We start from the raw sequence: 22,854 nt of genomic DNA, 5'->3' as shown, positions 1-22,854 counted from the left end.
TCACTTCCTTGTGTCGGGGCTGTCGGTTTCGAGCTGGGTGGCGCGGTACGTCGCGCAGGGCCAGAGGCGGTTGCCGGGCTGGCCGCTGTTGTCGTGGGTGACCTGGCACTCGATGCACCCGGGGACGGAGTGCAGGGAGCTGGCAGGCTCGTCGTCGTAGACCTGGCAGGCGTCGGTCCCGATGTCGATGCAGACGTGGTCGGGGGCGTACTGGTCGATCTCGTCGCCGCCGATGAGGACGTAGTAGGTCCGGGAGTCGCCGTCTCCGTCGATCCAGAACGGCTGGTGCATCGCGCGGATCCGGGTGATGGCATCGAGGGCGAGGGTTTCCATGCGGATGGTCTCCTTGCGTGCGGTCTGGAGGTTGTGGAGGGCGTGCCAGGTGTGGGCGGCGCGGCCGCTGTTGACCCACTCGTGCCGGTTGCGTGTGGGGTTGCGGTGGCAGTCGCAGAACTCGTGGTCGCAGACGCAGGCGTGGGTGCCTTCGCAGCGCACGACCTGGACGTCACGGCCGAACTCGCGGTGGAGGATCACGAGGGTCCGGCGGCCGCACCACGGGCAGGCGTCGGGATGGTTGGTGCGCGACGGTCCGTCGATGACGTCGCGGGCCCGTTCCTCGAGCTGCTCGAGGTCGCGGAGGATGGCTTGGAGGTTGGGCCGGTTGCGGTAGCTGCTGACTACGTTGGAGAGTCGGTCGGCGAGGACCTTGAGGTTCGTTTCGTTGACGTCGAGGGCCGTCGTGCTGATCGGGTTCCGCGGCCAGGGGCAGATGGCGTGATCCTCGAGGCCGATCTGCTCGTGCTCGAGGAGCCGTAGGAGCGCGGGTCGGCTGAGTCGTCGTAGGTGCTGGAAGACCGCGAAGTGGATCTCAGCAACCACGGAAACGGGGTTCATCGTGACGGGGGCTTCCACCTGACCCGAGCCAAGGACCGCGGCGCCGTTCAGGAACTTGAGTCCCACGTGCGCCCGGGCGGGGTGCAGGTTGCGGGCAGCGGCGCGGTCGGCGCGGGTCTGCTTGTTGGCGAGGTCCTTGGTCTGCTCGGTCATGAACCCGAGGCCGACTGACTGGCGGGTGTCGGCGAGGTCCTCGAGGCGGCCGACAAGGTCCACGACGACGGTCAGAGTCGAGGAGATCTCAGCTTGCAGCTGGGCGACCAGGTCGGCAGTCTTCTCGACGGCCACCTGGTGCTTGGTGTTGCCGGCGCCGGTCATCGGACCCACTCCTTGGTGCGGGTTCGTGTCTTCGGGGCTGGAGCGACTGCTGCTCGTGCGGCCCGGACGACGCTGGTCGGGTATGCCGCTCGCGCCGTCGCGGCGGCCTGTCGGTCGCGTTCGACCTGGGCTTGGGCGTTGGCACGTTGCTTGTCGGCCTTGGCCTTCGCCGCTGCAGCGGCCAACTGGCGGGGTGTGGTGCCGCAGCCGCGGCAGTTGGCGTGGCCGTTGGGGTGAGCGCCGCATCGCCCCTGCCGGCTTGCCGGTGGGGGAAGGGGGGAAGTAGTTGAAGTAGTGAAGGGGTCCGGTGTGTCGGACCTGTTCTGGACCCGTTCGGTCTCAAACGTGTGGCTATCCACAGGCTCAACGGCCTGTTCGGAGGTGTCGGCGGTCAATGGGTCCGGGGCGTCGGACCCATTACGGGGGGACGTGTCCGGAGCGTCGGACCCATTCATGGCCGCGACGAGGAGCCGCGCCTGGTCGACGCTGATCCCAGCCGCGCGGGCGAGGTCGCCGATGTCGTGGGCGGGTTCTTCCTCGGCTGGGCGGTGGATGTCGCAGCAGCCGCCGGGGAACACGACGTACTCCGCGCGGCGTCCTGGGCGGGCCGTGGCGTGCTGCTCGAGGAGCCCCCACGAGCACAGGTCGCGGATCAGCTCCGCGGCCCGGGCCCGGGAGCACACAGCCCACGCCATGACGCCCTTGTAGCCCGCGAACCCGATGTGGGTCCGGTCGTCCGCCGAGTCCGCGTAGGCCAGGAGAGCGAGCTTGTGACTCGTCGGCAGCTTCCGTTCCGTGCCGTCGACGCTGTACGTCTCCAGGGAGCCGGCGCAGCCGATCAGGTGACCGCTCACGTGTCCTCCACCACCGCATCAGCCCGGTCGAGAAGGAACGCCAAGACGTCGGGAGCGTGACTGGCTAGGAACGCCAGGGCGAGGAGCAGGTATGGAGCCTGCTCGTCCTCCGGCAACGCCTGGACGGTCCGCGTGAGTCGATCCATCGCTTCCCCACGGTCGGGCCTTGTGAGGTCGTCACTCACACGGCCTCCCCAGTGCCGTCGACGAGCGCCCTCGCGTCGTCGTCCGTCCAGTTGGTGAGCCCGTCCGCTGATCGGTGTTGGGCAGCGCTCTCGCGGAGGTCGTGGTTGCGCCCCAGGACGCACCGTTCGATCAGGTCGCTCTCGATGGTGAAGTACGGGTGACAGGTGGCGGGGCAGCGTGCCGCGCTGGGGTCGTTCCAGGACCCCGATCGGCCGTCGGAGGTCCACGACGCCCTACAGCGATAGCAGCAGAGCTGGTCGATCGGGCAGGGCGGCATCTCGAACTCGACGTCCGGGACCGCGGGTTGGCGGGTGGGGTCGTGCTCGATGTGGTCGAGATAGATCCCGCCGGCGGTGCCGATGACGGTGACAACTGGTTCGCCCGAGCCGAGCACCCAGGCCGAGTAGCGGGTTCTGGTGCTGATCGGCTCCTCGTCGCGGGTGCCGGGCCATGCGAGGACTGGTGTGCCGGACGGGTATGCGGCGTTGAACTCTTCAGCGCGTCTACGTGCTGCGATCTGCTCCGGGGTCGGGTCAGCCATGGTCCACGTCCGGCCGGGGGACGGTTATCCGCTCGGGGAAGCCCTCGCGTTCGGAGACGATGTTGAACTTTTCGGCGATCGCGACGCGTAGGTCGATGCCGTAGTGCTGGGCGAGGAGGTCGGCGTAGGCGATGGTGTCGGCCAGCTCGAGCGCGAGGTTGCGGATGAGCTGTGCGTGCTCCGTGGTATCTGGGAGGTGATGCCCGGTGCCGGTCTCGACGCGCCTGATCTTCTTGACCACGTTGGCCGCTTCGCCGGCTTCCCCGCACATGGCGTTCGACCAGTCCGCGCCGGTCCACGGTTCGGTGTCCGGGGTGTGCCAGCGGTCGCGGCGTGCGTTGCCCTTGCTGCGGAGCTCGGACAGGGTGTCGACGCCGCCGGGGAGTCGGTCGGCGACGATGAGCTCGACGGCCTTGGCCAACGGTCCGTCGGGCGTGACGTGCGTCATCACGGTCGCCGTGGTGAGGGCGCGACCTAGCAGCTGACGCTCTGACGCGGTCAGAGATGCCCCGGTGGTCATGGGTTGATTCCGATCTGCGTGAGGACTTCGTCGAGCTGCTCGGGGCGCGCGAGGACGTCGCGGGTCTTGGAGCCGTTGCTGGGGCCGACGACGCCGTGCGCTTCGAGGTCGTCCATCAGGCGAATGGCCCTGGCGAAGCCGACGCGGAGTTTGCGTTCGAGCATCGAGGTGGAGCCGAATTGTGTGGAGAGGACGACCTCGACCGCCTGGCGCAGAAGTGGGCGGTCCTCTTCGCTGTGGGCGCGGCTGAGGCCTTTGTCGGTGACGACGTGTAGGCCGGAGCCGTTGCGGAGGAGGTCAGCGCCGGAGGCGGGCGCGGCTGGGGCGAGTCCGTGGATCTCCCGGAGCGCTGCGTCGGTTTCGTGCACGCCGTGCTTGTCGCCCATGTGATGACGGACCTCGCTCAGGGCGCCGTCGCCGTCCTCGGCGGCGTCGACGGTGTAGTCGCATCTGGGGCAGTCGACGCGGTCAGACTGCTCGGTGGTGCCGCCTTCGGTGTGGGCGTCGTCGTCCTGGTCGGCGACGGGCATGACGATGCCGTGGACGCGGGGGTCTGAGTCGGAGTACTCGACCAGCGCAGCGCGGTCGGTCCCGCCGAACGTCCAGGCGAGGGCGCCGGCGGCGTGCTTGCGGACCTTCGCCAGTCGCTCGAGGATCTCGGGGTCCAGGGCGACGGTGGCCGCGCGCTCCGGGGTGTGAGAAGCGAACCCGGGTCGCCAGTCGGGGTAGCTGATCGGGATGGCTTCGAGGTAGACCTTCTCGACGTCGCGGACCGAGAGCGTGACGTAGGTGGGGTCCATCCCCTCGAGGGCCTCCTGTGCGGGGACCTTGCTGCCGGGTGGGAGACGGACGTCGAAGTCCACGTCGATCTCGATCTCTCCGGGCGTGTACTCCTCGTTGTTCGCGCCGCGGCGGTTGGCGAGCGAGCAGACGTAGCCGAGGAGTCCGCGGCCGCGGGCGTCGCCGTCGGAGGCCACGACAACACGGTCGGGGGCCTGCTCGAACGACGGTGGGCTGTCGTAGTGGTAGTCGATCTCGGGGACCCAGGCGGTGAGGAGTACTCGCCGGTCGGTGGCGAGGAGCCGGATCCCCTTGGGGTGCTCCTCGATCGCGATGGTCTTGTAGAGCGTGGCGTGCTTCTTGTCGGTGCCGGAGGCGGCGAACACGGCGAGCCAGGCGTGGGCGAGGGTCGGGGCGTCGAACCTCATGGGCGTCGGCCTCGTCGGGTCTGGGCGACTGCCTCGAAGGTCATCAGGACGACCAGGAGGAGTACGCCGGCGATGAACATGACGTAGAGGCCGTGCGCCTCGAGCTGCTCGGTCACTGGTCCTCCTGCGTGGTGTGGTTGAGGGCGCGGTCACGAAGGTCCTTGTCGACGGTGTTCAGCTCGTGGCCGGCGGCAGCGAGGGCATCGAAGTAGGCGGCCGCCGCGGTGATGTCGGCTGACTCGGGGTCGATTGCCCCTTGGGCGAGCCGGTCGATGAGGGACTCGATGCGCGTGGCGAGGTACGCCGCGAGGACCTTCGCGAGTGCGGGCCCGGTGGCGGTCTGGAGGTCGGTCGACCAGTCCGTGAAGCTGGCCTCATTCCAGGCGCTGGTCCAGCGCTGGTCAGCCGGGGTGTCGAGCATGTCGTGGAACAGGTCGGTGTAGCCGGGGAGCGCTTCAGAGATCAGGTCGGCCAGCCCGAAGCGGATCAGGAAGTCCAAGGTGGGGTCGAGCGTCTTGGGCTTGAGCGCGGCGAGGAGGGCGTCGCAGCGCATCTGCCGGGCGATCGCACCAGCGCGGCGCTCCTCTTCGTGGGCCTCGCGACGCTGCGCGCGTTCGGCTTCTTCTGCTGCCTCGGCGGCCTTCCGTTCCTTTTGGACTTCGCTGAGCTGCTGGTCGTGCTTGCCCGGGTCGCTACAGACGAGCCATAGGGCGGGGTACTGCTTGGTGCCGCCGATGATGAACGCCAGGCAGCCGACGTGGTCGCTCTCGTTGGGGAACCCGGTCGGTGGGAGGCGGACGACGCCGTGGTCGGCGTGGTTGAGACTCCACTCGGTGGTCACGCTCTTGGGGACGGTCACCTCGGGGACTCCCGCGGCGCGCAGCTTCTTCGCTGCGGCTTCGGCATCCTTGCTGGCCTTGACCCGGCCCTCGACCCGCTGGATCTCGTACCTGAAGTCGGCGCGGCTCACCATCTTCTCCAGCGCGGTCTGCTCTGCAGGCGGGAGCTTCGCGATGCGCAGCGCGTCGTCGATGGTGATCTGGCCTGAGTCCGCGGCGGTCTTCGCGACCTGGGGCAGGCGGGTGAGCTTGCGCCGCTCGGTGATGAGGGTCTTCGAGCGGCCCGTCGCGGCCGAGATCCGTTCGACGGACCATCCGTGGACGGTGAAGAGGTCCTCGAACCCCTCGGCCTCCTCGACCGGCGACAGGTCCTCGCGACGGATCGTGGCCAGCATCGCCGCCAGCTGGTCGCCCTCGTCGACGAGGTCAAGGCGGATCTTCGACGGCGCATAGGTGTAGCCGTTGCGGGTCAGGGCGTCGTAGCGGCGGTGCCCGTCGATGAGGATGTACTCGCCCTCGTTGCTGGGGTGCGGTGCGACCACGAGGTCGTGGATGAGGCCCTGGTCCCGGATCGACTCCACGAGCTCGGTGTCCGCGACAGCGTTGTGTCGGGGGTTCCTGGCGTGCGGGTGGATCGCGTCGAGCGAGAGGAGGGGCTCGTAGGCCGTGTGGTGTGCTGCGACGTTCTCGGCGGGGATCTCCGCCGGCGTCTTCGTCTGGGTGGGCATGACTGTGTGCTCCTGGGGCTAGGAGGTCGCGGACGCGACACGGTTGACGGCGCGGTGGGCGTCCCAGCCCAGCCAGACCTTGATCTCGTGGTGGCGGGTGGACTTGAGCGTCGAGGTGGTGCGTCCGACGCAGACCATCAGCGGCTGACTGTCGACGCGCTTCTGCGCGTGAGCGCGGAACCGGGCTCCCACCAGGTGCTCGTCCGAGACGGGGAACTGGTCGCGGATGTCGTTCGCCGAGAACCGGCGGCCGGACTCGATCGCGGCCTGGATCGCGGCGTCGATCGCGAGGATGACCCGCGGGTCGGATCCGTTCTCGACCTGCGCGATGCCTTCGTCACGGGCGGCGGCGGCGTCCCGGATCCGTTCCTCCACCGGTGCACGGTCGCCGGCGCCCGTCATCGGTCGCCCTCGAGCTCTGCGGCCTCGCTGTACGGGTGGCTGTGGGTGGGCTGGTACTCCATGAACGACTGGCTCCACCCGTTGGCGTCCGGGTCGGGTGCGTCACCGCGGTGCCGGCCCGGGCGGGGGTGGTCGGCGCGGTCCGGGAGCCTCAGGAGCGGCGCGAAGGCGACGTCGTCAGGGCCGGTCGATGCGTCCAGGTCGCCGAGCTCGCTGGAGGCCTCGAGGTCGAGTGCGATGCCGGACCAGAGCTGCGGGTCGAACCCGCGGAGAGGCTGACGTTCCGCGGCGATCGCGGCGAGTCCTAGTGCCTTGGCGAGCACGCGGGCCGCGTCGGCGGTGAGGATCACGTGCACGCTCGCGGGGCTTCGTCCGACGCTGGCGACTTGGCCGACGGCGGCGTGGCTGGCACGCGGCGGTGACTCGACGATGCGGTACGTGTTGCCGGTCAGGTTGGGGTGAGTTTCGGGGTTCAAGGGGGGCTCCTTGGAATGGTGAGGCGAATCAGGAAGAGGTGGGGGTGGGCAGTTGTGTGGGCACGGGGGAGAACCCGGCCGGATGCCCAGCCGGCGCGCTATGGGCCGGTGTGGCCGCGGGTTCCGGACCGCGGCCGCACCGGCTTCGACTCGCCCTGCCGCGGGGTGTCGCGCGATGTTCGGCACGCGATGGGGGTGTGTGCGGCGTGAGGACGAGTCGGCTGGACGACGACGGAAGGGAAGCCGTCGTTCAGCGTCGGGGTGGAGGTCCCAGCAGTGACACGTCCGCGGGTGGACGGGCCGGCTTCCCCACCGGCGTGCTGGGACCTCCGGGCCGGTGCGCGGGAGTCGAGGTCACGCACCGGGGACTGTGTGGCGCTCATGCGGGCGCCTCGCTGACCGACGCGCCGGGAGTGGGGGACTCCCGACGCGCCGTACCTTCGGAGTACTCACTCACCGAAGAACTGGAGGAGTCCTTGTGGACCCCGAGAAGATCGCCACTGAGATCGCGGCAGCACGCCGGTCGTTCGAGTACCGGCTCGACGAAAGCACCTGCACGTGCAGCAGTTGCATGGGCGCTCTGAAGGAGCTGTCCGGCCGCTACTTTGACTTCGCGGAGCTCCTGATCAAGCAGTTCGAAGAGCTCGGCCAAACCATCGCTACCGTCGGCAAAGCCACTGCCCTCACCGGGCTTGCCCTCCAACCGCTTGCTGAGCGCCCGGAGAAACTTGAGAAGGCCCGCGGCCAGTGACCTCATGCCGAGGCCTCTGACTGGTCCATGCCCTCGGCCGCAGCCCAGAACCACTCCGGAGCCTCCGGCACCCAGGCGGGCGGTGGGGACTGGTCGAGCCCGTCAGCCACGAAGTGGCGTGGGTCGTACCAGGAATGGTTCCGATGGGTGCTGGTGTACGCCGTGACCGAAACGGCGAGGTGTCCGTCCGCGACGACCCCAGCGCGCCATTGAACCTTGACAGCCTTGGGACGCTCGCCCCAGAAGTCAGCCGTGCCGAACAGTCCCGACGCATCGAACGTGACCTCGACGCTGGTCGGCCGCCCGGTCGTCATGCCGAGGCCCCTGACCGGGCACGACGCTCGGACAGCGACACAGGCTCGGCGGGTGCAGGTGCAGCAGCCGAGTGCTCGCACGTCTGACCGTCGAGCCACGCCTCGATGCACTCCAGGCGGAAGGTCCAGCGACCGCCGGCCACCTTCTGGCTGCCGTGGAGCACGCCGGCAGCGGCGGCTTTGAGCACCGTCTGGGGGTGGCAGATAGCGTGCTCGGCGGCCTGAGCGGTGTTGAACCGCAGGCGTTGACTCATGCCGACACCGCAGGGGTAGCGGGTCGCAGATTCGCGACAGGAACCCCGAGCCAGTTCGCGGTCTTCGCCAGCTCGACCACGTTGAATGGGGACGTGCCGTCGAGACGTCGTCCGATGGTTGCGGGCGTCAACGAGAGGGCCGCGGCCAGGTCAGCTTGGGTCTTGCGCTGGCGAGCGAGCTCGGCGCGGACCTCAGATCCGATGGCCGTGGCGTACTCAGTTGGTGTCATGTCGTGCAGTCTGGAACGCCTGCGTTCCAGTGTCAAGCAAATAGGTCAAATCACCTATAGACGTTCCAATTGGAACCATGAGAGGCTGCACGGCATGGACACCCCGCCCCTCGACGCTGAGCGATTCTCGGCCGCAGTCGCTGAAGCGGTCGAGAACCTGCGATGGGAGAAGCGCTTCCGTAGCGCTCGACAGCTAGCGCTCGCAGCATCGATGACCCATACCTACCTGAATGCACGGTTGAGCGGTTCGGTCCCGTTCAATGTTGCTGACATCGCTGCTCTCGCAAACACGTTCGACGTGCGGCCTGACTTCATCTTCGACCGTGCCTTCGAGCTCATGGTGTCGGAGGACGCACCTAGTCTCGGCGCAGTCGCCAGCACGGAGACAGAGATCGAAGGCGCGGGGGAGAACAGCATCTGATGCACAACACCTATAGCCCGTGGGGCGAACTCGCGCTGCGCGCGGACCTGTCGCTGGAATGGGGTCACTTGGTCGGCCGCATGGGGGAGTACCTCCACCACGAGCGCACGATTCGGCTGGACGCTCGAATGCCTCGACGGCAGGCTCGTGCCGTCCTGGCCCACGAGCTGCAGCACGCCGCGGCGGGCGACGAGGTGACCCACTGCGATCGGACAAACCTCCGTCAGGAGCAGCGCGCTGACCGGCTGGCAGCCCGACTGCTGATCGACGTGCGCGACCTTGGTGACGCGATGATGCTGCACGCTCGCCACCATTCCGCGACGGCTGTCGAGCTGCGTGTCTCGGATCGGCTCCTCGCCGTTCGCCTCGACGACCTGCACCCGAGTGAGCGGGGCTACCTGCGCGGGCGCCTCGAGGATGGCCATGGCGTGGTCTGAGCGGTTGCCCTCAGGTCGGTACCGGGGTGTCTACCGTGACGGTGCGGGCAAGCGGCGGAGCGCAGGGGTGTTCACGCACAAGGCCAAGGCCGAGCGTGAGGCTGGCGCGAAGGAGGTCGACGCCCGCTCGCTGCTGTGGCGTGACCCGGAGGCCTTCAAGCGGCCGTGGGGGGAGTGGGCCGACGAGTGGGAGACCGCCCGCCAGGTCGAGTCGAGCACCGGCCGCACGGACAAGCAGCGCCGGCGCACGTATCTCGACCCTCGCTGGGCGGACGTGCCGATCGGGTCGATCACCCGTCACGACGTGAAGGCCTGGGCGGTCCAGCTTCGAGCGACCGGGATCAGCCCGAGCACGGTGCAGCGGATCGTGCACCTGTTCTCGGCGTCGCTGAACGCTGCGATCGACGCGGAGGTGCTCGAGTCGAACCCCGCCTCGCGGATCCGGCTGCCGAAGGGTGCGCAGGAGCAGGAGCGGTTCCTCACGCACGAGGAGTACTTCGCCATCCGCGCCGAGCTATCGACCACGGCCGACCAGCTGGTGGCCGATCTCCTGGTGAGCACCGGGCTGCGATGGAGCGAGATGGCCGGCCTGCACTGGTCGCGAGTGGATCTCGGCCGCGGCTCGCTGTCGGTCGTCGAGGTGTACGACCAGACGACGGGGACGGTCAAGCCGTACCCGAAGGGCAAGCGTGCCCGGACGGTGCCGTTGACCGATGACCTGGTGGTGGCGCTCGTCGAGCACCAGCGTGGGGCAGGCAAGGGGCAGAGCTGCGGCGTCGACCACACGACCGGGATCTGTCGCTCCGGCCTGGTCTTCACGACGCCGAGCGGCCGGCCGCTGAGGAACTCGAACTGGGCGCCTGGGTGGCGCCGAGCCGTCCTGGACGCGGATGTGGGGCACGTCCGGATCCATGACCTGCGGCACACCTATGCCTCTTGGCTACTCCAGCGTGGGATCCCGATCGCGGAGGTCGGTAGGCTGCTCGGGCACATCTCAACAGTGACGACGGCGAAGTACGCGCACCTTGCGGATTCGCCTAGTGAAGCGGTCCGGCTCGCGCTGGCTGCCCCACGTTTGCCCCACGAAGGTGGGTCGGAGTCGTCACTTTGAGCCTGAAGGGCCCTTAGCTCAGTTGGTAGAGCGTCGGACTTTTAATCCGCTGGTCGTCGGTTCGAGCCCGACAGGGCCTACCGTCCTTCACCTGCACGTACGCAGCGCACTGTGATCGAGCGCCCGCGGCTCCTACGAGCGCGGCATCCGGGCACAATGCCCGCATGGATGACCAGCCGCTCGTGGCGTGTGGGCATTGCGGGTCACGCAACCGCCGTACGTCGGAGCAGTGCTTCATCTGCGCCAGACCGTTGACGGGCCTGGAGGTCGAGGTCCCGGACTCACCGCCGGTGCTGCGGCCGGTCCCCGCCCTCTCGCCCCACCCCGCGCCCTCGGCGGACACTGATGCGGCCGAGAGGATGGAGAGGGGCCCCGCAACCGAAGAGCGGGAAGCGGAGCCCCGTCGGTGGGACGGCAAGCGCCGGCGTACGGCGATCATCGCGGCCGCGGCCGCGGCGGTAGGCGCCGTCGCCCTCGCTGGCGGACTGTGGATGACGCGCGACGGCGAGTCCGTCAACGATCCCTTCGCGCTGCGGGCGGCCGTCATCGAGGAGCCGGACCTGGCGTGGACCTGGGATGCGGACGAGCCGTTCAACACGGTCTCTGCGATGGACCAGGGCGCACTCGTGGTGCTCACTGACGGCGTGATCGTGGCGCTCGACGAGGACGGTGGGGAACGGTGGCGCCGGGACGTCCCAGATGCGGGGTATGCGGTGAACGACGAGCCGGCGAACGTCGTCCACGTCCTGAGCTCGGCATCGGAGGAGCGGACGATCACCGCCCTGGACGCTGAGACCGGCCAGAAGCGGTGGGCGGTCCCGGGGGAGTGGGTGACGAGGCTCGGAGATGCGACTGTCGTGGTCGGTCAGGAGGAGTTCCGCCGGATCGACACCGAGGACGGTTCGGAGATCTGGTCGGTGAGCATCGACGGGTTCGGAGACCTCTCGGAGGATGGGGTGTACGGGTTCAAGGACGGAGACCTCCATGCCTGGGACCTCGAGGGCGACGAGGTATGGGTCTCGGACGCGGAGCTGGCGGACTCCTCGCTGGGGACCGGCACCGTGGCAGCTCTGGACGACTTCATCGCAGCAACCGGCCCCGAGGGCGAGGTGGTGGCGATCGACCCCGTGACCGGCGACGAGCTGTGGCGTGACGACCCCGGCTACAACAACGGCGTGGGCAGCATCGAGCCGGGTTTCGCGTTCACCTATCCGTCCTCGTTGCAGGGCGCAGACGGCCCCCAGGAGACCACCGTCTACGACCGGGACGGCGAAGTGGCGACGCTGGAGCTCACCAAGGACCCGTTCTTCAGCCCTGTTGCGATCGAGCTCGACGGCGAACCCCACTTCGTGGCGTTGGGCTCGGGGCAGATCTACGACGAAGCCTTCGAGGAGGTGGGGACCGTCCCCATCGGCAACACCTCCGCGACGCTGTCCGGCGTCTATGACATGACGGGCGACACCCTGGGCTACGTCCCGTACGGCGCTGACGACCCGCTCTGGGTCATCGACGTCGAGCCCGAAGAGGGGCCGACGTACGTGGTGCCGAGCGATGAGTCGTTCCTCCTCATCGACGGTTCGACGTTGTCGCTCTACCGGTGACTTGTGAGCCCGCAGGAGCGCTGTTTCGGCCGTCTCACCCAATTGGGTGGCCCAAGAAGACCTCGATCGGTCGAGTAGTTGCTAGTGTGTGTCGTGCAACAGGTGCAAGTTCCAGCAGGTACGCCAGCGGAGTTTGTGATCCAACGGCGTTTCTTCTTCGGGCCTGCCAGTCCGTGAGTCGGAGCGACGTGTCACCGCACTTGATGCGGGATCGTCGAAGTGATGATCTTTCGCCCGATAACAGGAGTAACACAGCAATGGCACAAGGCACCGTGAAGTGGTTCAACGCCGAGAAGGGTTTCGGCTTCATTGCGCAGGAGGACGGCGGCGACGACGTGTTCGTGCACTACAGCGCCATCCAGTCCAACGGCTACAAGTCGCTGGACGAGAACCAGAAGGTTGAGTTCGACGTCACCCAGGGTCCCAAGGGTCCCCAGGCGGAGAACGTTCACGCCATCTGATTTCACCCGAAGCCGGACAGCACCTGTCTCGACTTCAAGGCCGAGGCCCCACCCATCTGGGTGGGGCCTCGTTGCCGTTCGGCTCATCTTTTGACCGCTTCGGGCAAAATGGGAGCCCAAAGGTGTTTCAACGGCGTACAAACGGGCAAGGTATGTCCTTGACGTCAACCGGACTGGAGGTGTGCCCATGCACGACCAGTTCGACGTGACCCTCGAGGATGACGACCTGCTCGGCGAGGTGGAGCTCACCACCACCCTGATCATCGCTGCGAGCGAGTCTGACGAGCACCTCGACCAGGACGAGATCGACCGACTGCTCGGTGTCACCCCCACGACCCCGGACGACGAGCCGCCCCTGCCGCGACCGCGCGAGCAGTGATCGACGTCGAGCGGTTGACGCGTCTGTCGTGACGCCGGCGCTCAGCAGGTGGCGAAGAGCAAGGGGCCGCTGGTGAGGTCCGAGAGGACGTACTGGCCCTTGACCGGGTCCAGGCGCATGCGCACGAGCCGCCCCTCGGCGGACACAGAGTCCACGCTGAACCGGTCGGCGAAGTCGCCGTACTGTCCGACAGCAGGGCCGCTGGCCAGGGTGGCCCGGGTGTCCGCGTTGGTCCGCGCCACGTCGTCGGACTCGAAGCCCATGGTCACGCTGATGTGACCGTCGGGGTGGGCAGCCATCGCGAAACCGTTGAGCGGGTGCACCTCCCCGGCGCTCCGGATGAGCTCGTCGGCCTGGGCCTGATCCCTCTCGTCAGCGGTCGCCATCGCGAGGTTCTCGCACGCGTAGGCACCGGTGAACACCGCCGCAGTGAGGGGCGCTGTCAGGTCGGCCACGACCTCCGAGACCGACGTCAGGTGGTCGGCATCGCCGGTCGCCGCCGCCACTGCGTCGTCGAGGTAGGCGAGGGTGTCCGAGGTGAGTACGACACCCAGGTCAGGCAGCAGGGCGAAGAACTGCAGCTCCGGGGTCAGCTGGGGCCCGACGCGCGCAAGCACGTCCGCGCCGCCGGCCCAGACGTCATCCTCGCCGTCGCGGGTGAAACCCAAGGACTCGAGCCTCTCGCCGATCGCGTCGAAGTCCGTGTCGTCGGGGAACCCGAGGATCTCCACGGCCCCCTCGGTGCCTTGGGCGAACAGCTCCCAGTCGATCGTGGCGGGGGAGAACCCGAACTCCGCCTGCAGGGTGGGACTCGACTCGACCAGCGCTGAGGACGTCGACAGGTCTCGGCTGAAGGCCTCGTCGAGGAACTCCGTGACCTCCTCGGGGCTGGGGCGGGTGCCGAAGTCAGTCCCCACCTCACGGCGTACGGCGCGCCAGTCGGTCCACGACAGCCGTTCGGTGGACGCCGGGGCGAGTGATACGGCGCGGGCCAGGTCGGGGCGTTGCCCCTCGCGCCACCACCTCACGGTGGCGACCGTGGCGACCACGACCGCCAGGGCGAGGCAGGCGGCCAGCGCGACGACGAGACCCCGGGGGAGACGACGAAGCACGGGGGGACTCCTCACGGCGCGGTTGGTGGTGTGAGACTAACGCCCATGCCTGGCCCGGACGTCCGCGCTGCTGGAGCCGTCGTGACCCGCAAGGGGGACGAGGTGCTGCTCGTGCACCGTCCCCGCTACGACGACTGGTCCTTCCCCAAGGGCAAGCTCGACCCGGACGAGCACCCCACGACGGCGGCCGTCCGTGAGGTGGCCGAGGAGACCGGGCTCGAGATCAGACTCGGACCGCCGCTTGCCTGCCAGCGCTACGGCATCGGCCAGGGTCGGATGAAGCGCGTCGACTACTGGGTCGCCCGCGCCCTCGGGGACGACGACGTGTCCGGCTACCTCGTCAACGACGAGATCGACGACGTCGCCTGGGTGCCGTGGTCCGAGGCAGTGCGGCGCCTGACCTACGACTACGACCGGGAGACCCTGTCGCAGGCTCGTCCACTGCGCCGCAGCACGCGCGCGCTGGTCGTGCTGCGACACGGTCATGCGCTGCCTCGGCGGTCCTGGCACCTGGACGACCGTCGTCGCCCGCTCCTCGACGTCGGTCAGGCTGAGGCAGAGCGCCTGGTGCCGATCCTGGCGGCGTTCGACGTCGCCGACATCCATTCCTCCTCCAGCGTGCGGTGCGTGGCCACCGTGACGCCGTACGTCCATGCCACGGGCCGACCGCTGCGCTCCTACGACGAGCTGAGCGAGGAGGGGCTCGACCCCGTCGCGATCGAGCGCCTCATGGAGTCGTTGCTCAGCAGCGACGTGAGTTCCGTGGTGTGCGCCCACCGAACGGTCATCCCCATACTCGTCGAGGGGATGGCCCGGACCAATCCCGGGCTCGAGCCCGCCGAGATGCTCGTGGTGCACCATCGCAAGGGCACGGTCGTGGCGACGGAGCGCATAAGCCCCTGATTCCTACCGCTCCGACACGTCCGGGCGCCATAGGTCCCGAGGGTGTTCATGTGACGTACGTCTCCGGCACCGGTGAACGACGCCGACCAGCCCGATTCAGTTCACCCCGCGTTCATCAAGGCCGACTCGGGACGTCACTTGCCGTGTCTACGTTCACGGCGTCAGCAACACAACAGACATATTCAGGAGTCTCGAAGTGAACCGCACTTCCCACCGCTTGGCCCTCATCCCGGGCGCAGCCGTCCTGGTCCTCGCCCTCGCCGCCTGTGGCGGCGGAGACGCCGGCTCCGATGGTGGATCCGATGGTGGATCCGGCGCCAGCGGCACCGTCGCCGTCGACGGGTCGTCCACGGTCGAGCCCATGTCCAAGGCTGCCGCCGAGCTCCTGTCCGAGGAGAACCCCGACGTCCGCGTCAACGTGGGTGCTGCCGGCACCGGCGGCGGGTTCGAGGTCTTCTGCGCGGGGCAGACTGACATCTCCGACGCGTCCCGCCCGATCGAGGAGGACGAGGTCGCTGCGTGCGAGGAGGGCGGGGTCGAGTACACCGAGCTCCAGGTCGCCACCGATGCGCTCACCGTCGCCGTCCACCCCGACCTCGACGTCGACTGCCTCACGACCGACCAGCTCGTCGACCTGATGGGTCCGAAGGCCACGGCTACCAACTGGAACGAGATCGACCCGAGCTTCCCGGACCAGGAGATCTCCTTCTTCTTCCCCGGCACCGACTCGGGCACCTACGACTACATGGCGGCCGACGTCGTCGCCGACGAGTCCGAGGTACTGCGCACCGACGTCGAGTCCTCGGAGGACGACAACGTCCTCGTCCAGGGCGTCGGCGGCACCGAAGGTGCTGTCGGGTTCTTCGGCTACACCTACTACGAAGAGAACCAGGACACGCTCAAGGCGCTGCAGATCGACTCCGGCAGCGGTTGTGTCGAGCCGTCCGCGGAGACCGCCCAGGCCGGCGACTACACGCCTCTGGCCCGTCCGCTGTTCATCTACGTGAGCAACTCGTCCTATGCCGACAACGCTGCCACCAAGGAGTACGTCGACTACTACATCGAGAACCTCGAGACGATCGCCGATGCGGCAAAGTTCATCCCGCTGAGCGAAGAGCTCTACGGCGAGACCCAGTCGGCCCTCGAAGGCCTGTCCTCCTGATCGCCAGGGGTACCTTCCTCGCATGAGCACCAACATCAGCAACGGCGCAGGCCCGTCCCTCGGGGCGGGCCTGCCCGGTGCTTCCCTCAACCTCGGGAAGCGTTCGCGTCCGGCGGAGTCGGCCATCAAGTCCGCCCTGTTCGGCTCCGCGATGCTCTCGGTCCTGATCACCTTCGGCATCATCATCGCGTTGATCCAGCCGGTCCTCGAGTTCTTCGGTGAGATCCCCCTCGGCGACTTCTTCACCTTCGACGAGACGGAGACCTTCGCGGTCGGGCCGCTGATCGCCGCCACTCTCGTGGTCACCGTCATCGCACTGCTGGTGGCCGTCCCTCTCGGGCTGGGCGCGGCGATGTACCTCTCGGAGTACGCCTCCAAGCGGGCTCGCAAGATCCTCAAGCCCACCGTCGAGCTGCTGGCCGGTGTCCCGTCCGTCGTCTACGGCTTCTTCGCCGTGGTGTTCGTGACGCCGCAACTGTTGCAGGACATCCTCAGCCTCGAGGTGGGCTTCACCAACGCGCTGGCCGCGGGCCTGGTGCTCGGGGTGATGATCATCCCGACGGTCGCCTCGCTCGCGGAGGACGCCTTCAGCGCCGTTCCCCAAGCGTTGCGACAGGGGTCCCTCGCCATGGGCGCCAACCGCATGCAGACCACCCTGCGCGTCGTTCTGCCCGCCGCACTCTCGGGCGTCGCAGCCGCCGTCGTGCTGGGGCTCTCCCGAGCGGTTGGCGAGACGATGATCGTGACCCTCGCTGCGGGGTCGCAGCGCAACCTCTCGATCGACCCGCGGGAGGGCATGCAGACGATGACCGGCTTCATGGCCACCACCGCGGGAGGCGAGAACCCCGTCGGCTCCACGTCCTACAACATGCTGTTCGCAGTCGGGCTGACGCTCTTCGTGATCACCCTGGTCATCAACATGATCAGCATCGCCCTGGTTCGTCGCTACAGGCAGGCCTACTGACATGAGCATCGCCGCCACCACTGCCCGCGAGACCGTGCAGATCGCGAGCGCGGGCCGGAGTCGCGACCGCAACCCGGCCTCGATGGTCTTCCTCGGCGCCTTGTGGTTCTCCCTGTTCTTCGGCGTCATGGTGCTCGTCGTGCTGATCACCGACACCGCCATCGACGGGGCCGGGCGGTTCGATGCCAACCTCCTCACGAGGTACGACTCGACGCTCGTCCCGGAGCGGACCGGGTTCCGAGCGGGCATCCTCGGCACCATCTGGTTGATGATGTTCACCGCCCTGATGGCGGTGCCTCTCGGCATCGCCGCGGCCGTCTATCTCGAAGAGTTCGCGGACTCCCAGAAGTGGTACAACCGCTTCATCGAGGTCAACCTGCAGAACCTCGCCGCGGTGCCCGCGATCGTCTACGGCCTCCTGGCCGTCGCCGTGCTCGCCATCGTCGGGATCAACACGCGTGGCGTCATGCTGGGTGGCGCGATCGCGCTCGCCCTGCTCATCCTGCCCGTGATCATCATCACCACCCGCGAGGCAGTGCGTGCCGTGCCGGAGGAGATCCGGCAGGGCTCGTACGCCCTCGGTGCCACGACGTGGCAGACGACCTGGCGGCAGGTGCTGCCCTCGGCCGTGCCTGGCATCGCCACGGGCACGATCCTCGGGCTGTCGCGTGCGATCGGCGAGGCTGCGCCACTCGTGATGCTCGGCCTCTACTCCTCGGTCCGCTTCGATCCCGAGGGACTGATGAGTGCCATCACCGCGCTGCCGATCCAGATCTACGGGCTCAGCTCCAACTCGCAAGAAGCGTACCGAGAGGCCGCGTCGGCGGCCATCATCGTCCTGCTGGTCATGGTCCTCGGTCTCAACGGCCTGGCCATCTTCATCCGCAACAAGTTCCAGCGATCCTGGTGAGAGAGACTGACGACATGGCCAACCCCCCCGCCACTGCGACAACCAGCGGCACGGACCAGAATGCCCGCATGGGTTCCTTCGCCGAGGTCCACGGTGCCGACAACCGCCAGTTGCCTGCCTTCCCGCAGAGCCCGGTGATGGAGGCGCGCGACCTCAACGTCTTCTACGGCGACTTCCACGCCGTGCACGACGTCAACCTCGCCTACGGACGCAACGAGATCACCGCGATGATCGGCCCGTCGGGCTGTGGCAAGTCCACGGTGCTCAGGTGCCTGAACCGGATGAACGACCTGGTGGCGGGTGCCCGGGTCGAGGGCAGCGTGGTCTACCACGACCAGGACATCTATGCGAAGGGCATCGACCCCATCGCGGTGCGCACCCACATCGGCATGGTGTTCCAGAAGCCGAACCCGTTCCCGAAGTCGATCTACGACAACATCGCCTACGGCCCTCGGGTCACCGGCATGAAGGTCGACAACATGGACGACCTGGTCGAGGAGGCCCTGCGCGGCGCAGCCTTGTGGGACGAGGTCAAGGACAAGCTCAAGCAGTCGGCGTACGGGCTCTCGGGCGGCCAGCAGCAGCGGCTCTGCATCGCGCGCACCATCGCGACCAAGCCGGACGTCATCTTGATGGACGAGCCGTGCTCGGCCCTCGACCCGATCGCCACGGCCCGGGTCGAGGACCTGATGATGACGCTGCGCGACGACTACACGATCATCGTGGTCACGCACAACATGCAGCAGGCGGCTCGCGTGTCCGACCGGACGGCCTTCTTCACCGCCCGCCCGGACGAGACCACGGGCAACCGCACGGGACTCCTGGTCGAGTTCGACCTCACCACGAAGATCTTCTCCAACCCCTCCGACAAGCGGACCGAGGACTACATCTCCGGTCGCTTCGGCTGATCCCTCAGCGCCTGACCTCCCGGCAACACGGGGTGCTGGGGGGTCAGGGCAGGAACAGGGCGATGAACCAGTACGTCAGCGCGGCCGCGAGGCCGGCAGCGGGGAAGGTCAGCACCCAGGCGGTCAGGATCGACCTCGCCACGCCCCACCGCACGGCGGAGAGGCGCTTCGTGGCGCCGACGCCCATGACCGCGGAGGTGATGGTGTGCGTGGTGGAGATGGGTGCCTCGAAGACGTAGGCCGTCGTGTAGAGCACAGACGCGGCCACTGACTCGGCGGCAAAGCCGCGGGGCGGGTCGAGGGCGATGATGCGACGGCCCAGGGTCCGCATGATGCGCCACCCGCCGGACCATGTGCCCAGGGAGATCGCCGTGGCTGCCGCGAGGATGACCCACAGGGGGAGGGGGTCCGACTCAGTGACGATTCCACCCGTCAGCAGCGCCAGGAAGATCACGCCCATGGTCTTCTGGGCGTCCTGGAGGCCGTGGCCAAGCGCCATCGCGCCGGCGGAGATGGTTTGCGCGACCTTGAAGCCCCGGTTGGCCTTGGCCGGGTGCGCGTTGCGGAAGATCCACATGATGGCGATCATCACCCCGAAGCCCAGGCTGAAGGCCACCAGCGGCGAGAGGAGCATCGGGATGACGACCTTCTCCAGGACGACGCTCCAGTTGGCGGTCGCGCCCGCGGCGAGAGCGGCGCCGACCAGCCCACCTATGAGCGCGTGCGAGGAGGAGGACGGCAGGCCGTAGTACCAGGTGATCATGTTCCAGGTGATCGCGCCGACGAGACCTGCCATCACGATCACCAGGCCAGGAGTGCCGGTGCCGGGATCGATGGTGTCGGAGACCGTCTGGGCGACCTTCTGACCGAGGAAGGCACCGACGAAGTTCATCACCGCGGCCATGGCCAGGGCGATCCTGGGTGTCAGGGCGCCGGTGGAGACCGAGGTGGCGATGGCGTTGGCCGCGTCGTGGAATCCGTTGGTGTAGTCGAACACCAGGGCAACGACGACGACCGCGATGATGATCGCGAGTTCCATCGGAGGTCAGGACTCCTTGACGGCGATCTGCTCCAGGATGTTCGCGACCCTCTCGAAGGCGTCGATGGCGCTTTCGAGAGCTCCTACGATGTCCTTGAGCTTGATGACCTCCATGGCTTCGTACTCGCCGTTGAAGAGGTGGGCCAGGATGCGCCTGTAGCTACGGTCACCGGCGTTCTCGAGCCGGTTGATCTCGATCCAGTATTCGTCGAGGTCGCTCATGGTCGTCAGGCTCGGCATGGCCTCGGCGGTGAGCTCGGCGCAGCGCTGGAGCACCTCGACCTGCTCGGAGGTCTCGGCAGGCAGCGTGGTCACGCCGTAGAGCAGGACGAGGTCGACGGCCTCGTCCATCTCATCCATGACGTCGTCGAGTGCGGACGCCAGGGCGTAGATGTCCTCGCGGTCGAACGGCGTCACGAAGGTGCTGTTGACGCGCTTGACGATCGCATGGGTGGTCTCGTCGGCGGCATGCTCGGCGTCACGCATGCGGGAGGCGATCCCCTCGCGGTCGTTGCCGTCGCCGAGCATCTCGGCGAGGAGCTGGGCGCCGACGACCAGGTGCGAGGCGGACTCGCTGAACAGGTCGTAGAAAGACGCGTCGACGGGCCGGAACTTCAAACGCACGGCGAACTCCGAACGAGGGGGACGTGAACGATGCACATGCTAGGGGGTCGGCGCCCCGAGCCCGCAACCCAGCGGAACCCGGCTGACCGGAGGCTGGCTCAGCGACGTCTGCGCTGCTGCTCGATCAGCCTCTCCTGCAGGTGCACATCACCGTCGTTGAGACGCCACGCACCGGTGTTGTCGAGGGTCCAGGCGCTGGTGGTGGGCTCGAAGGCGAGGTCGAGGAGCTCGCCGATGGCCTCGACATTGGGCCCTTCGGGCAGACGCACGAGCACCTCCACCCGACGGTCCAGGTTGCGGTGCATCATGTCGGCGGACCCGATCCAGGCCAGTGGCTCGCCGTCGTTGACGAACCAGAAGACGCGGCTGTGCTCGAGGAACCTGCCGAGGATGGAGCGCACCTGGATGGTCTCGGAGAGCCCCGGGACGCCCGGCCGGAGCGCACAGATGCCCCGGATGAGGAGGTCGACGGGCACACCTGCCTGGGAGGCGAGGTAGAGCGCGTCGATGATCGCCTCGTCGACGATCGAGTTGGCCTTGATCCGGATCCCCGAGGACCGTCCGGCCTGGTGGTTGGCGACCTCGGCATGGATCTGGCCGATCAGCCCGTCGCGGACGCTGTCGGGGGCAACCAGCAGGCCGTCGTACGTCGTGTTGCGACTGATGCCTGAGAGGTTGTTGAACAGGTGTGCGACGTCCTCGCCCACGGCCGGGTCGGCCGTGAGGAGCCCGAGGTCCTCGTAGAGGCGCGCAGTCTTGGGGTTGTAGTTGCCCGTCCCGATGTGGGTGTAGCGGCGGATGCCGTCCGGCTCGTCACGGACGACCAATGAGAGCTTGCAGTGGGTCTTGAGTCCGACCAGGCCGTAGACCACGTGACAGCCCGCGTGCTCGAGCTTGCGAGCCCACCGGATGTTGGCCTGCTCGTCGAAGCGTGCCTTGATCTCGACGATCACCAGCACCTGCTTGCCAGCCTCGGCTGCGTCGATGAGGGCGTCGATGATCGGGCTGTCACCCGAGGTGCGGTAGAGGGTCTGCTTGATCGCCAGCACGTGCGGGTCGGCCGCTGCCTGCTCGAGGAACCGCTGGACCGACGTGGCAAATGAGTCGTAGGGGTGGTGCAGCAGCACGTCGTTGCGGCGTACGGACTCGAAGACATCGACCGGCTTCGACGTCTCGACCTCGGCCAGGTGGGCGTGGGTGGTGGGCACGAAAGTGGGGAACTTCAGGTCGTCGCGCGGCAGGTCGGCGATGGAGTGCAGGCCGCGGAGGTCGAGCGGACCCGGCAGCCGCGAGACCTCCTGGCGGTTGACGCCGAGCTCAGAGATCAGCAGGTCGAGCATCTTCTGGTCGATCGAGTCCTCGACCTCGAGCCGCACGGGCGGCCCGAACTTGCGCCGCAGCAGCTCCTTCTCAAGTGCCTTGAGCAGGTTTTCGGCGTCGTCCTCCTCGACCTCGAGGTCTTCGTTGCGGGTCACGCGGAAGGTGTGGGCCTGGAGCACCTCCATGCCCGGGAACAGCTTCCTGAGGTGCTCGCTGATGACGTCCTCCAGCGGCACGAAGCGCTGGTTGCCGACCGCCACGAACCGGCTGAAGATCGGCGGCACCTTGACCCGGGCGAAGTGCTGGGTCTTGGTCTTGGGGTGACGCACCACGACGGCGAGGTTGAGGGAGAGCCCGGAGATGTAGGGGAAGGGGTGGGCGGGGTCGACGGCGAGCGGGGTGAGGACCGGGAAGATCCGCTCCTTGAAGAGCTTCTTGCAGACCTTCTGCTCGTCGCGGTCCAGCTCGGCCCACCGCACGATCTCGATGCCCTGGTCACGCAGCTCCGGGATCACCTGGTCGCTGAAGACCCGGGCGTGGCGTTCCATGAGGTCACGACTGTCGGCCCAGAGCTGTTCGAGCTGTTGGCGCGGGAGCAGCCCGCTGGCGGCGCGTACGGCGACGCCTGCTGCGATCCGGCGCTTGATGCCCGCCACGCGGACCATGAAGAACTCGTCGAGGTTGCTGGCGAAGATCGCCAGGAACCGCGCGCGCTCGAGCAGCGGCAACGAGTGGTCCTCGGCCAGCTCCAGCACCCGCTGGTTGAAGTGCAGCCAGGACAGCTCTCGGTCGAGGAACCGGTCCTCGAACTTCTCGACGGCGGCGATCTCTGCAGCGTCGGGGACGTAGGGCGGCTCGACGTCGAAGGTGTCGCTGGGGTGTGCGAACGGCTCCGCGGTGGGACCGTCCTCCACGGAGGACCCGAGGGTGCTGGGGAGGGTGGTGCTGGCAGCGGACGCGTCGGGCATGGAGCCAGTCTGTCACCGG

Annotated in this window: 27 protein-coding genes, 1 tRNA gene and 1 pseudogene; 13 read left to right on the top strand and 16 right to left on the bottom strand. The window is 67.9% G+C overall.

Translation table 11 applies throughout. From position 1 onward, the window contains the following. The 9 genes and pseudogenes from VNJ48_RS02200 to VNJ48_RS02160 form a co-directional block, all read right to left on the bottom strand. Window positions 1-1,212, bottom strand: a complete 1,212-nt coding sequence (locus tag VNJ48_RS02200) for a hypothetical protein (protein ID WP_325598666.1) — start codon at window positions 1,210-1,212, stop codon at window positions 1-3. Next, window positions 1,209-2,066: a hypothetical protein gene (locus VNJ48_RS02195; RefSeq protein WP_325598664.1), complete on the bottom strand. Its 858-nt coding sequence runs from the start codon at window positions 2,064-2,066 to the stop codon at window positions 1,209-1,211. Before VNJ48_RS02195 ends, VNJ48_RS02200 begins: the two co-directional genes overlap by 4 nt. Beyond that, on the bottom strand, window positions 2,063-2,251 hold the full coding sequence (locus VNJ48_RS02190) for a hypothetical protein (protein WP_325598662.1): 189 nt from the start codon (window positions 2,249-2,251) through the stop codon (window positions 2,063-2,065). Before VNJ48_RS02190 ends, VNJ48_RS02195 begins: the two co-directional genes overlap by 4 nt. Next, on the bottom strand, window positions 2,248-2,793 hold the full coding sequence (locus VNJ48_RS02185) for a hypothetical protein (RefSeq protein WP_325598660.1): 546 nt from the start codon (window positions 2,791-2,793) through the stop codon (window positions 2,248-2,250). The genes VNJ48_RS02190 and VNJ48_RS02185 overlap by 4 nt, the downstream gene beginning before the upstream one ends. Continuing rightward, window positions 2,786-3,313 (bottom strand): hypothetical protein, encoded by a 528-nt coding sequence (locus VNJ48_RS02180; protein WP_325598658.1) that lies wholly within the window; start codon window positions 3,311-3,313, stop codon window positions 2,786-2,788. Before VNJ48_RS02180 ends, VNJ48_RS02185 begins: the two co-directional genes overlap by 8 nt. After that, window positions 3,310-3,531: pseudogene (locus tag VNJ48_RS02175) on the bottom strand (DNA translocase FtsK); the annotation flags it as partial. The pseudogene VNJ48_RS02175 and the gene VNJ48_RS02180, both read right to left, overlap by 4 nt. A gap of 1,102 nt (window positions 3,532-4,633) precedes the next feature. Next, window positions 4,634-6,088, bottom strand: coding sequence for a ParB/RepB/Spo0J family partition protein (locus tag VNJ48_RS02170; RefSeq protein WP_325598656.1), 1,455 nt, complete (start codon window positions 6,086-6,088; stop codon window positions 4,634-4,636). A gap of 18 nt (window positions 6,089-6,106) precedes the next feature. Further along, window positions 6,107-6,463, bottom strand: coding sequence for a hypothetical protein (locus VNJ48_RS02165; protein ID WP_325598655.1), 357 nt, complete (start codon window positions 6,461-6,463; stop codon window positions 6,107-6,109). A gap of 23 nt (window positions 6,464-6,486) precedes the next feature. Next, complete coding sequence (locus VNJ48_RS02160) at window positions 6,487-6,966, bottom strand: hypothetical protein (RefSeq protein WP_325598653.1); 480 nt, start codon at window positions 6,964-6,966, stop codon at window positions 6,487-6,489. A gap of 478 nt (window positions 6,967-7,444) precedes the next feature. Between VNJ48_RS02160 and VNJ48_RS02155 the strand changes: the two genes are divergently transcribed. Continuing rightward, window positions 7,445-7,717 carry a hypothetical protein gene (locus tag VNJ48_RS02155; RefSeq protein WP_325598651.1) on the top strand — a complete coding sequence of 91 codons (273 nt, stop codon included), beginning with the start codon at window positions 7,445-7,447 and terminating at the stop codon, window positions 7,715-7,717. A gap of 2 nt (window positions 7,718-7,719) precedes the next feature. Here VNJ48_RS02155 and VNJ48_RS02150 read toward each other — a convergent pair whose 3' ends face one another. Genes VNJ48_RS02150 through VNJ48_RS02140 form a run of 3 tightly spaced genes read right to left on the bottom strand, consistent with a single transcriptional unit; the run spans window position 7,720 to window position 8,515 of the window. After that, entirely contained in the window at window positions 7,720-8,031 is a 312-nt protein-coding gene (locus tag VNJ48_RS02150) for a hypothetical protein (RefSeq protein ID WP_325598649.1), read from the bottom strand. Continuing rightward, complete coding sequence (locus VNJ48_RS02145; RefSeq protein ID WP_325598648.1) at window positions 8,028-8,285, bottom strand: helix-turn-helix domain-containing protein; 258 nt, start codon at window positions 8,283-8,285, stop codon at window positions 8,028-8,030. Before VNJ48_RS02145 ends, VNJ48_RS02150 begins: the two co-directional genes overlap by 4 nt. Continuing rightward, window positions 8,282-8,515, bottom strand: coding sequence for a helix-turn-helix transcriptional regulator (locus tag VNJ48_RS02140; protein WP_325598646.1), 234 nt, complete (start codon window positions 8,513-8,515; stop codon window positions 8,282-8,284). The genes VNJ48_RS02145 and VNJ48_RS02140 overlap by 4 nt, the downstream gene beginning before the upstream one ends. 94 nt (window positions 8,516-8,609) lie before the next feature. Between VNJ48_RS02140 and VNJ48_RS02135 the strand changes: the two genes are divergently transcribed. The 7 genes from VNJ48_RS02135 to VNJ48_RS02105 all read left to right on the top strand — a co-directional run bounded on the left by VNJ48_RS02135 (window position 8,610) and on the right by VNJ48_RS02105 (window position 12,925). Continuing rightward, window positions 8,610-8,936, top strand: a complete 327-nt coding sequence (locus VNJ48_RS02135; RefSeq protein ID WP_325598644.1) for a helix-turn-helix domain-containing protein — start codon at window positions 8,610-8,612, stop codon at window positions 8,934-8,936. Further along, on the top strand, window positions 8,936-9,373 hold the full coding sequence (locus tag VNJ48_RS02130) for an ImmA/IrrE family metallo-endopeptidase (protein ID WP_325598642.1): 438 nt from the start codon (window positions 8,936-8,938) through the stop codon (window positions 9,371-9,373). The genes VNJ48_RS02135 and VNJ48_RS02130 overlap by 1 nt, the downstream gene beginning before the upstream one ends. 67 nt (window positions 9,374-9,440) lie before the next feature. Then, the gene (locus tag VNJ48_RS02125; protein ID WP_325598640.1) at window positions 9,441-10,484 is read left to right on the top strand and encodes a site-specific integrase; all 1,044 of its coding nucleotides are present in this window, start codon (window positions 9,441-9,443) and stop codon (window positions 10,482-10,484) included. Between the two features lie 7 nt (window positions 10,485-10,491). Beyond that, window positions 10,492-10,564, top strand: a tRNA-Lys gene (locus VNJ48_RS02120). Between the two features lie 84 nt (window positions 10,565-10,648). Further along, window positions 10,649-12,085, top strand: a complete 1,437-nt coding sequence (locus VNJ48_RS02115) for a PQQ-binding-like beta-propeller repeat protein (protein WP_325598638.1) — start codon at window positions 10,649-10,651, stop codon at window positions 12,083-12,085. 257 nt (window positions 12,086-12,342) lie between these two features. Then, window positions 12,343-12,546 (top strand): transcription antiterminator/RNA stability regulator CspE, encoded by a 204-nt coding sequence (gene cspE / locus VNJ48_RS02110; RefSeq protein ID WP_297740693.1) that lies wholly within the window; start codon window positions 12,343-12,345, stop codon window positions 12,544-12,546. Window positions 12,547-12,733: 187 nt separating this feature from the next. Then, window positions 12,734-12,925: a hypothetical protein gene (locus VNJ48_RS02105; RefSeq protein ID WP_325598634.1), complete on the top strand. Its 192-nt coding sequence runs from the start codon at window positions 12,734-12,736 to the stop codon at window positions 12,923-12,925. Between the two features lie 41 nt (window positions 12,926-12,966). On the opposite strand, the gene VNJ48_RS02100 is transcribed toward VNJ48_RS02105, so the two are convergent. Next, a complete protein-coding gene (locus tag VNJ48_RS02100; protein WP_325598632.1) occupies window positions 12,967-14,037 on the bottom strand; it encodes a hypothetical protein in 1,071 nt (356 codons plus the stop codon). A 45-nt stretch (window positions 14,038-14,082) separates the two neighbouring features. On the opposite strand from VNJ48_RS02100, the gene VNJ48_RS02095 reads away from it, so the two are divergent. The 5 genes from VNJ48_RS02095 (at window position 14,083) to pstB (ending at window position 18,884) form a co-directional block, all read left to right on the top strand. Further along, window positions 14,083-14,940 carry an NUDIX hydrolase gene (locus VNJ48_RS02095; RefSeq protein WP_325598630.1) on the top strand — a complete coding sequence of 286 codons (858 nt, stop codon included), beginning with the start codon at window positions 14,083-14,085 and terminating at the stop codon, window positions 14,938-14,940. A 196-nt stretch (window positions 14,941-15,136) separates the two neighbouring features. After that, window positions 15,137-16,102 carry a PstS family phosphate ABC transporter substrate-binding protein gene (locus VNJ48_RS02090; protein WP_325598628.1) on the top strand — a complete coding sequence of 322 codons (966 nt, stop codon included), beginning with the start codon at window positions 15,137-15,139 and terminating at the stop codon, window positions 16,100-16,102. A 22-nt stretch (window positions 16,103-16,124) separates the two neighbouring features. Then, on the top strand, window positions 16,125-17,066 hold the full coding sequence (pstC, locus tag VNJ48_RS02085) for a phosphate ABC transporter permease subunit PstC (protein WP_325598626.1): 942 nt from the start codon (window positions 16,125-16,127) through the stop codon (window positions 17,064-17,066). A gap of 1 nt (window position 17,067) precedes the next feature. Then, a complete protein-coding gene (gene pstA, locus VNJ48_RS02080) occupies window positions 17,068-17,976 on the top strand; it encodes a phosphate ABC transporter permease PstA (protein WP_325598624.1) in 909 nt (302 codons plus the stop codon). A gap of 137 nt (window positions 17,977-18,113) precedes the next feature. After that, window positions 18,114-18,884, top strand: a complete 771-nt coding sequence (pstB, locus tag VNJ48_RS02075; RefSeq protein WP_325598923.1) for a phosphate ABC transporter ATP-binding protein PstB — start codon at window positions 18,114-18,116, stop codon at window positions 18,882-18,884. 43 nt (window positions 18,885-18,927) lie between these two features. On the opposite strand, the gene VNJ48_RS02070 is transcribed toward pstB, so the two are convergent. From VNJ48_RS02070 to VNJ48_RS02060, 3 genes are all read right to left on the bottom strand, one after another. Next, window positions 18,928-19,923, bottom strand: coding sequence for an inorganic phosphate transporter (locus VNJ48_RS02070; RefSeq protein WP_325598622.1), 996 nt, complete (start codon window positions 19,921-19,923; stop codon window positions 18,928-18,930). A 6-nt stretch (window positions 19,924-19,929) separates the two neighbouring features. Then, window positions 19,930-20,547: a DUF47 domain-containing protein gene (locus VNJ48_RS02065; RefSeq protein ID WP_325598620.1), complete on the bottom strand. Its 618-nt coding sequence runs from the start codon at window positions 20,545-20,547 to the stop codon at window positions 19,930-19,932. A 98-nt stretch (window positions 20,548-20,645) separates the two neighbouring features. Continuing rightward, window positions 20,646-22,835, bottom strand: coding sequence for an RNA degradosome polyphosphate kinase (locus VNJ48_RS02060; RefSeq protein ID WP_325598618.1), 2,190 nt, complete (start codon window positions 22,833-22,835; stop codon window positions 20,646-20,648). Window positions 22,836-22,854 lie beyond the last annotated feature (19 nt).

The organism is Nocardioides sp. (assembly GCF_035576065.1).
In the GTDB taxonomy this organism is placed as follows: domain Bacteria; phylum Actinomycetota; class Actinomycetes; order Propionibacteriales; family Nocardioidaceae; genus Nocardioides.
This window is presented reverse-complemented; position numbering and strand designations above follow the sequence as displayed.